Consider the following 13,432-nt stretch of genomic DNA (forward strand, 5'->3'; position numbering starts at 1 on the left):
GATGGAGCGCCGCTTCAACATCTGCGGCGGACACGATGCCGCCAGTGGAGACTGGTACGTGGTCGAGGATCCTGCGTACCTGACCCCCATCGCCCACGCGCCCGGCAGCACGAAAGCCGACGTCGACGATGCCGTCGTCTCGGCTGCGTCCGCATTGGCCGCCTGGGCGCGCGATCCTGTCGCGCGTGCCAACGCGCTCCAACGCTGCTCCGATGTGCTGGGCGCCGACCTGGAAGCTTTGGCCATCCTGCTCAGCCGGGAACAGGGCAAGCCGCTGCCGGCCGCGAGGCGCGAGCTGCAGTCCGCGCAAGCGCACTTGGCGTACTTCGCTGCGAAGGCGCCCCGGGCAAGCGAAGTGATCCTGCGCGAGGCCGGCCGGACCGTGCTGGCCGTGAGTGCGCCCGTGGGTGTCGTCGGACTCGTGGTCCCGTGGAACTTCCCGATCGTGCTGCTGACCATGAAGCTGGGGCCGGCGCTCTGGGCGGGCAACACGGTCGTCGTCAAGCCCGCGCCGACGACGCCCCTTACCACGCTTGCGATCGCGAAGCTCTTCGCCGGTTGCCTGCCGGCGGGCGTGATGAACACCGTCAGCGGTGGCGCCGAGGTCGGTGCAGCGATCGTCAGCCACCCGGGCGTTGCGAAGATCTCCTTCACCGGTTCGACCCCCACCGGAAGGACGATCATGGCGAGCGCGGCAGCGACGCTGAAGCGACTCACGCTCGAACTGGGCGGCAACGACGCGGCGATCGTGCTGGAGGACGCCGACATCGACGCATGCGCCGCACCCTTGTTCGAGCGCGCCTTCATGAATGCCGGGCAGGTGTGCTGCGCCGTGAAGCGGCTCTACGTGCATCGGCGCCTCCATGAACCGCTGGTGGAGAAGATGGCCGCGCTGGCCAATGGCTGGCGGCTCGGCCCGGGCCTGCTGGCCGATGTGCAGATGGGGCCGTTGAACAACCGCCGGCAATTCGATCATGTGAAGGCGCTGCTCTACGACGCAGTCGCCGCGGGTGGTCGAATCGTCGCAGGCGGCACGTCGCCGCTGGAGTGGCCGGGACATTTCATTCGGCCGGCCATCGTGGTCGATATGCCGCACAGCAGCCGGCTCGTCCGCGAAGAACAGTTCGGCCCCGCGCTGCCGATCCTGCCGTTCGACGACGAGGACGAAGCCGTCGCCATGGCCAACCATTCCGAGTTCGGGCTCGGGGGCTCGGTCTGGTCCTCGGACGTCGAACGGGCGGCTGCGGTGGTCGGCCGGCTCGACGCGGTGAACCTGTTCGTGAACCAGCATGCGACGCCGCCGGAGCCATCGATCCCCTTCGGCGGCATGAAGGACAGCGGTCTCGGCTACGAGTTCGGGGAATGGGGCTGCGATGAATTCCTGGTGCGCAAGCTGCTGCACCGGCCGGTGGGGGCTGTCGCATGAGAACGATGAAGGCGGCCATCCTCGAGCAGCCGGGCCAACCCCTGCGGATGGTCGACGAGGTGGAGATCGACGATCCCCGCGCGGGTGAAGTGCTGGTGCGGATCAGGCACTGCGGCGTCTGCAGCACGGACCTGGCGCTTGCGGACGGCAAGGTGGCGTACCCGATTCCCGCCGTGCTCGGCCACGAGGCCTCCGGCACCATCGCGCAGCTCGGCGCCGGCGTCGATGATCTGGCGCTGGGGCAGCGGGTCGTCGTCTCGATGAAGCCCGCGTGCGGCACCTGCTACTTCTGCCTGCGCAACCAACCCGTCCTGTGCGCCGCGGCGGAGAGCTCGCGCACATCGGGCCCGGCGGGCAGCGACGCACGGCTGTGGCTGCATGGCGTTCCGCTCACGCGGGGCCTCCGGCTGGGCGCCTTTGCCGAGTACGTCCTGGTGGAGCGCACCGGCGTGGTCCCGGTGCCCGACGCGATCCCGCTCGCCCATGCCGCGACGATGGGCTGCGCGGTGCAAACGGGCATGGGGTCGGTCGCCAACGTGGCAGCGGTTCCGCAGGACGCGACGGCAGCCGTGATCGGCCTCGGCGCCGTCGGCCTTTCGACGATCCAGGCACTTCGCGTGGCAGGCGCGCGGCTTGCCGTCGGCATGGACCGGCATGAGGGCCGCCGCCTGCATGCGACGGACTTCGGCGCGCACCACATCCTGGACAGCGCGGGCGATCCATGCCGCCGGCGCTGCCTGGACCTGACCGGCGGCATCGGGTTCGACTTCGTGTTCGACGGCGTCTGTAGCCCCGAGACCCTGGCCCTGTCCGCGGCGGTGGTCCGCAAGGGTGGAACCATCGTGATGATCGGCGTCGCGAAGCCCTCCGAGCCGGTGTCGGTCGGCGCCCTCGACATGGTGCTGCGGCAATTGCAGGTCAAGGGGTCCTACCTCGGCAACAGCCACGCGCAGCGTGATCTGCCCCGGTATTTCCGCTTGTGCTGCGAAGGCGCTCTGAACCTCGGCAAGCTCGTCACGAAGGAACGGCCCTTGCACGAAGTAAACGACGCACTGCGCGACCTGCGCAATGGCGACGGCATCCGCACGGTGCTGGCCATCTAAGGCGATCTCTTTCCAACTGCAACATTCATTAGGAGGTCCGACATGGTGAACCGGCGCGACTGGCTTCTGGCCACATCTTCAACTCTCGCCTGCGGAGCATGGGCGCAGTCCGCGGCCTTCCCGTCGAAGCCGATCCGCGTGGTCACGTCATCCGTTCCCGGCGGGCCGGCCGATGTGGCGTTGCGCCGGATCGCGCCCACGGTCTCGGAGCTGCTCAAGTACGCCGTGATCGTGGACAACCGGCCAGGCGCCAATGGCGTGATCGCTGCACAGGAAGTCATGCGGGCGCCGCACGACGGACACACCCTGCTGAATGCCACGGTCAGCCTGACAGTGAACGACGCCGTGCGGCCTTCGGAAGGCGCCCGCATCTTCCAGAACCTGCTGCCGCTCACTGATCTCTCACAGGGCCCGCTGGTGCTCCTGGTCAACCCGTCGGTACCGGCCCGGAATGGCCGCGAACTCGTCGCGTACGGCAAGGCCAGCCCCAACGCGCTGAGCTACGGTTCCGGCGGCCCGGCAAGCTTTCTCCAGATCACCGGCGAGCGCTTGAAGATCGAAACCGGGCTTGTGATGAACGAAGTCCCGTATCGCTCCCCGGGAGCGGACATCATCGATCTCATCGCCGGGCACATCCAGGTCGGCTTGACTGTGTGGGGCGCATGCGAACAGCACGTCAAGTCCGGCAAGCTCCGCGCGCTCGCCGTGGCGGCAGGTAAGCGCATCCCGATCGCACCCGAGTTGCCGACCTTCTCCGAAGCAGGCCTGGGCAGCATCGTCGCCACGGCCTGGACCGGCCTCTTCGCGCCATCCGGGATCCCGCCAGACGTGATGGGGCTTCTGAACCGCACCTTCGCCGACGCCGCGAGGCGCCCGGACTACGTGGCGTTCTATACCCGGGACGGCAGCGAAGTAGGCGGCAAGACTTCCGAACAGTTCGCCCAGTTCCTTCGCCTCGAGCAGCAGCACTTCCGTGAGGTGATCGCCAAGGCGAACATCAAGGTCGAGTAGCAGGCGGGGCATTCCGCCCCCGCCAGGGTGGCGATCTGTCCGCGGACCGAACACGTGCGCGACGCGCATCGCACCCAACGCAGATGGGGCCTACGCTTCAAATCCTTCATCTCCACGGAACCCGAACTAGATCGTATGAACAAGACCCTGGATAACAAAGTCGTCGTGGTCACCGGTGCCGGCCAGGGGATCGGCCGCGCGATTGCGACCCAAGCCGCTGCCGCCGGCGCTTGTGTGGTGGTTGCGGATATCGCGAAGGCCAACGGCGACGATGGGAGCATGGCCTCGCTTGCCGACCGTGTCGTCGAGGACATCGTCGCCGGCGGCGGGAAAGCCGTCGCATCCTGCGAGGACATCTCCGACCCCGCCGCGGCTAGCCGCATCATCGCTCGGGCGATGGACACCTATGGACGCATCGACTGCGTCGTCAACAATGCCGGCATCCTGCGAGACCGGATGTTCTTCAACATGAGCGACGCCGAATGGGATGCGGTAGTCAAGGTGCACCTCTACGGCTACTACAACGTTTCGCGTGCGGCGGCCCCCTTCTTCAAGCAGCAGAACGCCGGCTGCTACGTCCACTTCAGTTCGTCATCGGCGCTCATCGGCAACGTGGGGCAGGTGAACTATGCAGCCGCCAAGATGGGTGTGGTGGGCCTGTCGACCGGGATCGCACTGGACATGGCGCGCTTCGGCGTGCGGTCCAACGTCATCGCGCCGTGGGCCTGGAGTCAGCTGCTGGAGTCGGTTCCGATCCGCGACGCCGAGCACGGCGAGCGCATGCGCAAGCAGAAGGAGACGATGAAGGCCGAGCAGATCGCCCCCTTGTCGGTGTTCCTGGCAAGCGACCTGGCCAAGGACGTGTCCGGCCAGGTCTTCGGTGCGCGAGGCAACGAGATCTATCTTTTCAGCCAGCCCCGGATCGTCCGATCGGTCCACAAGGCGGACGGATGGGATCCGCAAAGCATCGCGGCCACGATGCTGCCTTCATTCCGCAACGACTTCCTGCCGGTTCAATCGCATCGCGATGTGGTCTGCTGGGACCCGATCTGACGCACGGCGATGCTGAACCTGGAACGAATCCGGGCCCTGCCGCCGTTGCAGGTTCCCGTTGCGTATGACCGGAAGGACGTCGCGCTCTATGCGCTGAGCATCGGCATGGGGGCGCCGTCCGACGCAGAACTCGAGTACGTGTTCGATGAGAAGTTGAAGTGCACGCCGATGTTCGCCATGGTGCTTGCACACCAGTTGCCCTGGCTTCGCGATCCGGAGAACGGCATCGACGTTCGCCGGATGCTGCATGGCGAGAGCAGCCTCGAGGTCCACCATCCGCTGCCTGCGGCCTGCGCCGTCGTCGTGCACGGCCGCATCACGCAGGTCGTCGATCGCGGTCCGGGCAAGAGTGTGTCCATCTACTTCGAGCAGCGCATCCTGCGGTCGGACGGCGGCCATCACATGGCTACCGTGGGGGGATGCTTCGTCTTTCCAAGCGCGGGGGTCGAAGCCGCGGCCGGTCCCGATCGGCCAGGCAAGGCGGCATGGATTCCCGACGGCATCGCGGATGCCGAAGAGACGGTCCAGGTGCCTGTCAACGCAGCCCAGCTCTACCGGCTCAACGGGGACCGGAACACGCTGCATGTCGATCCGGAGGTGGCACATCGCGCAGGCTTCCCGAAGCCGATCCTGCATGGACTCTGCACATTGGGCTACGCGGGCGCGGCAGCGATCCGCACCGTGTGCGATGGCGATGCCGATCGGATCGCTCGCGTCCGGGCTCGCTACGCAAGCCCCATCTACCCGGGTGAGCGGCTGCGGACCCAGTTCTACCGGGCTGGACACCGGGAGTACCGCTTCCGCTGTATCGCTGAAGACCGCAACGTGACGGTGCTCGATGCCGGCGAGCTTGCCTTGCTGGAGCCGCAATGACGGATGCCAACGAACGACTGCTGCCGCGCCCCACGCCCGAGACGGCGCACTTCTGGCATGGGACGGCCCAGGGGCAGTTGCTGCTGCAGCGCTGCGCCGACTGCGGCGACGTCTACTTCCCTCCGCGCGCGTTCTGTCCGGCCTGCAACTCGCGAAACGTGAGCGTGCATCGGGCAAGCGGCGCGGCGACGCTCCTCAGCTATGTGATCAGCGCAAGGCCTGCACCCGGCATCGAGGCGCCCTACTCGGTCGCGATCGTGCGGCTCGAGGAAGGCCCCACGCTGATGTGCAATGTGATCAACTGCCCGCAGACGCCGGAGCACCTGAAGCTGGACATGCCGCTTCGCGTGGTGTTCGTCCGCCAGACGGCCGACATCACGCTGCCGCTGTTCGAACCTGCGGGCGAAGAATGACACGGGGAACGGCAATCATCGGCGCCTCCGAGACGGAGCGCCTGGGCCACATCCCCGACCAGTCCCAGATCGGACTGGCCGCCGACGCGGCGCTGCGGGCGCTGGCCGACGCCGGCATGACGGCCCGCGACGTGGACGGCATCGCGACCGCAGGAGAGTCCCCGGTCCTGCTTGCCCACTACCTGGGCGTACGTCCGGCCTGGCTTGACGGCACTGCGGTCGGCGGCTGTTCCTTCATGCTCCACGTGCGCCACGCGGCGGCCGCGATCTCCGCGGGGCTGTGCAAGACGGTGCTCATCGTCCATGCGGAAAGCGGCAAATCCAAGGTGGCGGGCAGCCCATTGCCCTGGCCTCCCCCGCCCGGTTCGCTGGCAGGCCAGTTCGAAGCGCCCTTCGGCGCGATCTCATCGTCGACCATGTTCACCGTGCCGGTCCTGCGGTACCTGAAACAGCACGGCCTCACGACCGCGGCGCTCGCGCAGGTCGTCGTCGCACAGCGCAAATGGGCGGCCCTCAACCCACGTGCGCTGCTCAAGGAGCCCATGAGCGTCGACGAGGTCCTTGCCGCGAAGGTCATCGCGTATCCGTTCACGCTGCCGATGTGTTGCCCGCTCACCGACGGCGGGGGCGCCCTGGTGCTGGTGGCGGCGCATCGGGCGGCCGACTTTTCGGGCAAGCCGGTCTATGTGTGCGGCACCGGCGAAAGCGCCGAATCCCCGATGGTCAGCCAGATGGCGGACCTCACGAGCTCCCGCGCCTTCCGCGATTCCGGCAGGGCCGCCCTAGAGAGCGCCGGCATCGCCCACAAGGACGTTGATCACCTGATGATCTACGACGCCTTTGCCCACCTTCCGCTGTACGGCCTCGAGGACCTCGGTTTCTGCGCACCCGGCGAGGCTGCTGCATTCATCGCGCAAGGACACACGTCGCCGGGAGGCAGGCTGCCCGTCAACACCAATGGCGGCGGCCTCTGCTATACGCATTCGGGCATGTACGGCATGTTCGCGCTGCAGGAGAGCGTCCGGCAGGTGCGAGGCACCGCCCCCGCGCAGCAAGGGGTTGTGAACGTCTCCATGTGCCACGGCGTCGGGGGCATGTTCGCAACGGCCGGGACCATCGTCCTGGGCAGCCAACCAACACGAGAATAGCCGTGTACATCGGAACCCAAGCCAAGGCAGCGGCAGACAAGCCGGCAATCATTCATGCGCGGACTGGCGTCAGCATGACGTACGGGCAGCTGGACGCGGAGTCCATCCGGGTGGCGCGCCTGCTGCACGCACGCGGGCTGCGCCGGGGCGACCGCATCGCCATCTATATGGAGAACCATCTCTCCTACATGGCCCTGATCTGGGCGGCGCTGCGGTCGGGGTTTTGTGCCGTGCCGGTGAACCGCTACTTCACTGCCGAGGAACTGGCCTACGTGATCAATGACTGCGGCGCCAAGGCGGTCTTCACCACGGTCCAGCAGGCGGATGCCGCGCAGGCGCTGGGCGATCGGATCCCGGGCTGCGCGATCCGGCTCGTCGCAGGCGGATCGCTGCCGGGTTGGGACGGGTATGAGGCGGCCATCGCGGCGTTCAGCGCCTCGCCGCTGAACGAGGAGCGGATGGGCACCGTCATGTCCTACACGTCCGGCACGACCGGCAAACCCAGGGGCGTGCTGCGGCCGGCACCCGACATGCCGGCCTCCGACACATGGCCGGGCTGGGGCGAGACCGGCGCGCTCTACGGCTTCGACCACAACACTGTCTACCTCTCGCCAGCGCCTCTGTATCACGGTGCGCCGCTGCGTTTCTGCCGTGCGGTGCACATGGCGGGCGGAACAATCGTCATGATGGACAAGTTCGATGCGCAAGGCGCCCTCGCCTTGATCGAACGCTACCGGGTGACGCACTCGCAGTGGGTGCCGACGATGTTCGTCAGGATGCTGAAACTGGACCCGGAGATCCGCAGCGGGTTCGACCTTTCCTCCCATCGGGTGGCGGTGCACGCCGCGGCGCCTTGTCCGATCGACGTGAAGCGACGGATGATCGACTGGTGGGGCCCCATCGTCCACGAGTACTACGGCGGCACGGACAGCGCAGGCATCACTTCGATCAGCTGCGAGGAGTGGCTCCTGCACCCTGGCTCCGTGGGACTGGCGGACCCCGCGCGCGTGAAGGTGTGCCGGGAAGACGGATCGCCGGCCGCCGCAGGACAGGTCGGGCTGGTGTATTTCGTCGGACGGCCCGGCATGCTTCCCGAGTACCTCAACGATCCCGAGAAGACCCAGGCGGCACGGCACCCCGACCACATGAACTGGGTGACGGGCGGCGATGTCGGCGTCGTCGATGCCGATGGCTATCTCTACCTCACCGACCGGAAGGCGTTCACGATCATCTCGGGAGGAGTCAACATCTATCCCCAGGCGATCGAAGACGTGCTCATCGAGCACCCGTCGGTGGTGGACGCTGCCGTGATCGGTGTTCCGAGCGACGAGATGGGCGAGGAAGTCAAGGCCATCGTCGAGCTCTCCAAAGGGCATGCGCCCTCTGCGGCGCTGGCGGAGGACCTGATCGGGCATTGCAAGAGCCGCTTGGCCCGGTACATGGTGCCCCGGTCGGTCGAATTCGTGGACAAGCTCCCGAGGACGCCGATGGGCAAGCTCATGAAGAAGGAACTGCGGGATCCGTACTGGGCGGGGCGCAGCCTGGTTGGCTGAAGCCCCTACTCCGGCTTGAAGTCGAGCGTGCGCAAGGATTCGCGCACACGATCGATCTCTCCCGTGACGATGGACTGCAACTGCTCGGGCGTGGTCGGGCGCACCAACGAACCCCACATGGTCCGGATGCGCTCGTTCGTGTCCTTGTCGCCGAGCGCCTGGACGATGGCCTGGTTGAGCCGTGCGAGTACAGGCTCGGGCATGCCGGCGGGTCCCCAGAACCCAGTCAGCAGACTGAAGGGCCGCATGCCCGGCACGACTTCACCGATCGCGGGAATGTCCTCGAAGGGGTAGCGGCGCTCGTCCGCCAGGATCGCGATCGGCGTCAGCTTCCCTTCCTTTGCGGCACCCGCCAGGTTGCTGGTGGAGATGATGGCTCCGTTGATGTGACCCGCGATGGCGTCCACGACGGCCTGCCCCTCTTCCTTGTACGCAACGCTGACAAGCTTGACGCCCGGAATGGCCTGCTCGATCAAGATCCGGTTCAGATCGTTGATCGACGGCGAGCCCGACATGCCCAGCGTGACGGGCACCGGACTGCGCTTGGCGAACGCAACGAAGTCGGCGAAGTTCCTGATCCCGAGCCTTGGATTGACCGCGATACTGAACGCGCTCACCGTCAGCCGCGAGATCGGCGTGAAGTCCTTGACCGGATCGTAGGGCGGACTGCGCATCGTGAGCGGCCGGAACATCATTGCATTGCTGCCGACCACCAGGATCGTGTGGCCGTTCGGCGCCGAGCGCGCGACGGTCCTGGCCGCGACCATCCCTGCCGCGGCCGTCATCGGCTCCACCACGACCGGTTGGCCGCCCAGCGCCTCGCTGATCCGGGGGGCGAGCAGTCGCACGATCCCCTCGGCGCTGCCGCCGAAGCCGACGACAAGCCGGACAGGTGCGTTGGCCTCCAACGCCACGGCCGCCGTGGACCACGCCATCAGCAACGCAGTCGCGGCCTTGAACAGGCCGACCCCAAGTTTTTTTTTCGTGATGGCAGATGTCATGGTGTGCTGCGGTGCAGAGTTGGTCGTCGATACATGCTAGGAGGGATGTATCGGCATCGACCGGGGGCGTTTGAACTGTCCGCCTCACGGACAGCCCGGCCCGCACGGCGGCAAGGGATGCAGGGTTTGTCATAAGTGCCCGCCTGATAGACACTCGTCTCAGTTTGAATCAAAATCGTCCGGACACGAAAGAAACACTTTGCCCACGGAGGCATGGAATGAGTGATGCAACGATCCGAAGCTTCCTGCGCGGCCTGGAAGTACTCAAGGCACTGAACATCAGGAACTACGTCACCGCGCTCGAACTGAGCCGGGCCGCGTCCTTGCCGCGGCCGACGGTCTACCGGGTGCTCGAAACCTTGATGCAGGCCGGCTATGTCGTTCGCGACGAAGTCACCGACGTCTACAGCCTGACGGCCCAGGTGACGGATCTGTCCAGCGGCTTCGCGCCGAGCGCTCATATCCTCGAGGTTGCCAAGCCGCTGATCAAGGAGTTCAGCGATCACATCTGCTGGCCGTCATTCCTCCACGTCCGCGACGACGGTGCCATGGTGACTCGCGCCATCTTCCGCTCGCCAAGGGCGCTGGGCTATCCCAGGATTGGCAAGCGCCACCCGCTGGCATCGAGTTCCCCAGGGCGAGCCTATCTCGCCTCCATGCCGATGGAGGAGCGGCAGTGCTGGATCCGCGCTTCCCTGGACATGGGCTGCAGCCCCAACGCCGAGCGCTGGCCGTCGAACGAACTGAACAGCCTCATCCGCGACGCCGGACTGCTGGGTTGCGGCTTCCGTGAAGGCGGGCTGGTCCCGCGCACGTGCTCCATTTCCCTGCCGATCTGCGCGGGCGAGCAATGCACTATTTACTGGACCATCGTGATGATGAGCTCCGTCGTTTCGGTCAAGAAGGCCATCTCGACGTACTTGGCCGATGCCCAGCATGTGGTCAAGAGAATCGAGCAACTGGTGTCGTCGCCCATCCCTCGGGAACCGGGCTCCATAGCACCGCCGTCGACGCCGCGAGCGACGGCGACTCATCCCTAGCAAACTCATCCATACCAGCATGAATCCACCATCGAAGCCTCCAATGCCAACTGGCGCGCCGTCCCATTGTGAAATGCCGGCCGGAGAGGCGGGCGACTCCGTGGTCGCTGCCCTCGCGGCCGGCGGCGTCGACTGCCTTTTCTTCACCTCCGGATCGGAAATCGCGTTCTTCCAGGAGTCCATCGCGAAGGCTGGCGCCACCGGCAAGCCCGCGCCGCGGATGATCGTCGTCACCCATGAGCATGCGAGCCTGAACGCGGCGCTCGGCTATTCGGCTGTCACGGGGAAGGTTTCCGCCACCGCAGTGCACGTGGACGCGGGCACCTTGCACCACGGCGCGGCAATCCACACCGCGATGCGGGCCAACCTGCCCATCGTGATGACAGCGGGCTTCCCACCGACAAGCGCCACGGGCACCTCCATCGCCGCGCGAAACCAAGGCGGCCATCTCTGGCTGCAGCAAACCTACGACCAGCACTCCGTGGTCCGCCAGTACGTCAAGTGGGATCACCGGCTTACTGCCCACGACAGCCCCGGCCTCCTGACCAGCCGAGCACTGCAGATGGCCACGGCCGAGCCGGCAGGGCCGGTCTATCTCGCGATGGCGCCGGAGGTCTCGATGGCGGCAATGCCTGCGCACAGTTTCCCGACCGTGCACGGGCTCGGGCGCGTTGTTGCCGCGGCGCCCGATCCGGACGGCATCCGTGAAGTGGCCGAGCGCCTGCTCTCGGCGCGCGCGCCCCGCTTGGTGGTATCGGGCTCCGGGCGCGATCCGCGGACGGTCCCTGAGCTCGTGGCGCTCTGCGAGCTGCTCGGCCTTCCGGTTGCGCATGCGAGTACGCGCAACTACATGAGCTTTCCGATGGCACATCCGCTGCTGCAGCTCGACGCGGACCTGTCGGACGCCGATGTCGTGGTCGTGCTCGAGGCGGAAGTGCCGTGGTTGCCGGGCCCGCGTGCGCCAAAGCGCGATTCCTGGGTGGCCGTCCTGGGGCACGACCCGGTAAAGAGCAAGATCCCGACGTACGAGTTCACCGCGAACCTGCGCCTTGCGGGCGATCCATTGCAGGCCATCCGCGCGCTACGCCGTGAAGCGCGCGACCTGATGACGCCTGACCATGCCGATCGCGCCCACGCACGCGCGAAAGAGGCGGCCCGCGCGTCGGGGGCGTATCGCGCGGGGCTCGCTGCCGAGGTGGCACGTCTCGAAGGCTCCCCGATCATCCAGCCGCTGCAGGTGACGCAGGCGCTCGCGGACATCGTCGACGACGATGCCGTGGTCTTCGACGACACGCTGCCGCACAACCGGGTCTTCGAGTTCCTGCGCTGCAGCCGGCCCGGCTCCTATTTCTTTACGCCGGGCACCAGTGGCGGATGGGCGCCCGGTGCGGCGTTCGGAGCCAAGCTCGCGCTGCCGGGGCGGGACGTCATCGCCGTGACCGGCGACGGTTTCTACATGTTCGCGACCCCGGCTGCCGCGCTGTGGTCCGCCGTCCACTATGGCGCGCCCTACCTCACCGTCGTCTACCAGAACCGGAGCTGGGCGACCGGCACGCTGCGAACTGCGAAGACGTATCCAGACGGCTTCGCGCAAAGGTCCGGCCTGGAGGGCGGTTACTTCGATCCGCCGATGGACTTCGCCCTGGAAGCCCAGGCCTGCGGCGCGTATGGCGAGAACGTGAAGGACCCCGCGCAATTGCGTCCGGCACTCCTTCGGGGCCTCGAGCAAGTGCGCGCGGGCAAGCCGGCCGTCATCTCGGTATGGCTACCTCGCCATCTGCAAGCCGATTGACTGTAGTCGAGTGATGCAGGCCTGCAGGCACGATGCGCGCCCAGGTGTCCTGCAACCGCTCGACAGCGAAGTCGACGAATTGCCGCACACGCGGCGCAAGCTGGCGGCCGTTCGGGAAGACCACATGCAAGGGCTCGGTCGGCGCCGCGAAGTCCGGCATCACGCGCAGGAGGCGCCCCGCGTCGATGTGGACGCCGACATCCCAGATCGACTTGAAGAAGATGCCGGCGCCTTCCAGTGCCAGCGACTGCGCCACGTCGCCGTCGTTCACAAGAAAGGTCCCCTGGATCCTGATGGCGAGCGGCTGCCCGTTCACGTGGAACAGCCAATGACCCGCGGGACGCGGGCCGTACGCGATGCACGCATGGCGGGACAGTTCGTCCGGTGTCGTCGGCGCGCCATGGCGTGCCACATAGGACGGCGCCGCACACAACACCCGGTGGTTCGGCGCAACCTGGCGCGCACTGAGCGACGAGTCGTGCAGCGTGCCGAAGCGAAAGGCAACGTCAATGCCGCCCTCAACCAGGTCCAGCACGTCGTCGCTCAACCTCAAGTTGACCGACAGCGCGGGATGCTTGGCCTGGAAAGCAGCAACGATGGGCGCGAGGTACTGCCGCGCAAACGTGCGCGGCGCGGTCAGCGTCAGCATGCCGCTGACGGTGTCGCGACTGCCCGCCATCAGGTGCTCCGCGCCCTGGATCTCCTGCAGGATGCGGGCGCAGCGCTCATGAAAGGCCACGCCCTCCGGCGTCAGCGACTGGCTTCGCGTGGTGCGCAGCATCAGGCGCACGCCCAGTTTTCGCTCCAATGCCCCGATCCGCTTGCTGACCACGGCCAGTGACAGGTCCATCTCGCGGGCTGCGGCCGACATGCTTCCAGTCGCGACCACGCGAACGAAGACCCTGAGGTCCAGAACATCGTCAATCATGCGTTTACTCTCAACGGAATGGATATAGATTATCCGTCATTTGATGCTTTATAAACTCTTTAGAGAATAAGAAACTGGCGGTCGTCCCTTA

12 protein-coding genes are annotated in these 13,432 nt (G+C 66.6%); 10 read left to right on the top strand and 2 right to left on the bottom strand.

The features are described 5' to 3' along the window. Position 1 precedes the first annotated feature (1 nt). From AC3A6J_RS21610 to AC3A6J_RS21645, 8 genes are all read left to right on the top strand, one after another. The gene (locus AC3A6J_RS21610) at positions 2–1,426 is read left to right on the top strand and encodes an aldehyde dehydrogenase family protein (RefSeq protein ID WP_487862045.1); all 1,425 of its coding nucleotides are present in this window, start codon (positions 2–4) and stop codon (positions 1,424–1,426) included. A 5-nt stretch (positions 1,427–1,431) separates the two neighbouring features. After that, positions 1,432–2,529 (top strand): alcohol dehydrogenase catalytic domain-containing protein, encoded by a 1,098-nt coding sequence (locus AC3A6J_RS21615; protein ID WP_487862046.1) that lies wholly within the window; start codon positions 1,432–1,434, stop codon positions 2,527–2,529. A 42-nt stretch (positions 2,530–2,571) separates the two neighbouring features. Continuing rightward, entirely contained in the window at positions 2,572–3,540 is a 969-nt protein-coding gene (locus AC3A6J_RS21620) for a Bug family tripartite tricarboxylate transporter substrate binding protein (RefSeq protein ID WP_487862047.1), read from the top strand. 135 nt (positions 3,541–3,675) lie between these two features. Beyond that, positions 3,676–4,593: an SDR family NAD(P)-dependent oxidoreductase gene (locus AC3A6J_RS21625; RefSeq protein ID WP_487862048.1), complete on the top strand. Its 918-nt coding sequence runs from the start codon at positions 3,676–3,678 to the stop codon at positions 4,591–4,593. Positions 4,594–4,602: 9 nt separating this feature from the next. Continuing rightward, positions 4,603–5,466, top strand: coding sequence for a MaoC/PaaZ C-terminal domain-containing protein (locus tag AC3A6J_RS21630; RefSeq protein WP_487862049.1), 864 nt, complete (start codon positions 4,603–4,605; stop codon positions 5,464–5,466). Next, a complete protein-coding gene (locus tag AC3A6J_RS21635) occupies positions 5,463–5,879 on the top strand; it encodes a Zn-ribbon domain-containing OB-fold protein (protein ID WP_487862050.1) in 417 nt (138 codons plus the stop codon). The genes AC3A6J_RS21630 and AC3A6J_RS21635 overlap by 4 nt, the downstream gene beginning before the upstream one ends. Continuing rightward, positions 5,876–7,027, top strand: coding sequence for a thiolase C-terminal domain-containing protein (locus AC3A6J_RS21640; protein WP_487862051.1), 1,152 nt, complete (start codon positions 5,876–5,878; stop codon positions 7,025–7,027). The genes AC3A6J_RS21635 and AC3A6J_RS21640 overlap by 4 nt, the downstream gene beginning before the upstream one ends. Positions 7,028–7,029: 2 nt before the next feature. Further along, positions 7,030–8,580 carry an acyl-CoA synthetase gene (locus AC3A6J_RS21645; RefSeq protein ID WP_487862052.1) on the top strand — a complete coding sequence of 517 codons (1,551 nt, stop codon included), beginning with the start codon at positions 7,030–7,032 and terminating at the stop codon, positions 8,578–8,580. Positions 8,581–8,585: 5 nt separating this feature from the next. On the opposite strand, the gene AC3A6J_RS21650 is transcribed toward AC3A6J_RS21645, so the two are convergent. Continuing rightward, entirely contained in the window at positions 8,586–9,581 is a 996-nt protein-coding gene (locus AC3A6J_RS21650) for a Bug family tripartite tricarboxylate transporter substrate binding protein (protein ID WP_487862053.1), read from the bottom strand. Positions 9,582–9,799: 218 nt separating this feature from the next. Here AC3A6J_RS21650 and AC3A6J_RS21655 point away from each other — a divergent pair, with 218 nt between their 5' ends. Together AC3A6J_RS21655 and AC3A6J_RS21660 are read left to right on the top strand one after the other, a co-directional pair. Then, positions 9,800–10,621, top strand: coding sequence for a helix-turn-helix domain-containing protein (locus AC3A6J_RS21655; protein ID WP_487862054.1), 822 nt, complete (start codon positions 9,800–9,802; stop codon positions 10,619–10,621). Positions 10,622–10,721: 100 nt separating this feature from the next. After that, a complete protein-coding gene (locus tag AC3A6J_RS21660) occupies positions 10,722–12,413 on the top strand; it encodes a thiamine pyrophosphate-requiring protein (protein WP_487862055.1) in 1,692 nt (563 codons plus the stop codon). Here the strand turns inward: AC3A6J_RS21660 and AC3A6J_RS21665 are convergent. Then, complete coding sequence (locus tag AC3A6J_RS21665; protein WP_487862056.1) at positions 12,373–13,341, bottom strand: LysR family transcriptional regulator; 969 nt, start codon at positions 13,339–13,341, stop codon at positions 12,373–12,375. The two genes, AC3A6J_RS21660 and AC3A6J_RS21665, sit on opposite strands and share 41 nt — an antisense overlap. Positions 13,342–13,432: the final 91 nt, after the last annotated feature.

Source organism: Variovorax sp. Soil_C_39, from assembly GCF_057656815.1.

What these genes read in the sequence shown, in the direction of transcription:
- AC3A6J_RS21640 (WP_487862051.1), top strand. Translation starts at nt 5,876, where the DNA reads ATGACACGGGGAACGGCAATCATCGGCGCCTCCGAGACGGAGCGCCTG.
- AC3A6J_RS21650 (WP_487862053.1), bottom strand. Translation starts at nt 9,581, where the DNA reads ATGACATCTGCCATCACGAAAAAAAAACTTGGGGTCGGCCTGTTCAAG.
- AC3A6J_RS21620 (WP_487862047.1), top strand. Translation starts at nt 2,572, where the DNA reads ATGGTGAACCGGCGCGACTGGCTTCTGGCCACATCTTCAACTCTCGCC.
- AC3A6J_RS21630 (WP_487862049.1), top strand. Translation starts at nt 4,603, where the DNA reads ATGCTGAACCTGGAACGAATCCGGGCCCTGCCGCCGTTGCAGGTTCCC.
- AC3A6J_RS21635 (WP_487862050.1), top strand. Translation starts at nt 5,463, where the DNA reads ATGACGGATGCCAACGAACGACTGCTGCCGCGCCCCACGCCCGAGACG.
- AC3A6J_RS21655 (WP_487862054.1), top strand. Translation starts at nt 9,800, where the DNA reads ATGAGTGATGCAACGATCCGAAGCTTCCTGCGCGGCCTGGAAGTACTC.
- AC3A6J_RS21615 (WP_487862046.1), top strand. Translation starts at nt 1,432, where the DNA reads ATGAAGGCGGCCATCCTCGAGCAGCCGGGCCAACCCCTGCGGATGGTC.
- AC3A6J_RS21610 (WP_487862045.1), top strand. Translation starts at nt 2, where the DNA reads ATGGAGCGCCGCTTCAACATCTGCGGCGGACACGATGCCGCCAGTGGA.
- AC3A6J_RS21625 (WP_487862048.1), top strand. Translation starts at nt 3,676, where the DNA reads ATGAACAAGACCCTGGATAACAAAGTCGTCGTGGTCACCGGTGCCGGC.
- AC3A6J_RS21665 (WP_487862056.1), bottom strand. Translation starts at nt 13,341, where the DNA reads ATGATTGACGATGTTCTGGACCTCAGGGTCTTCGTTCGCGTGGTCGCG.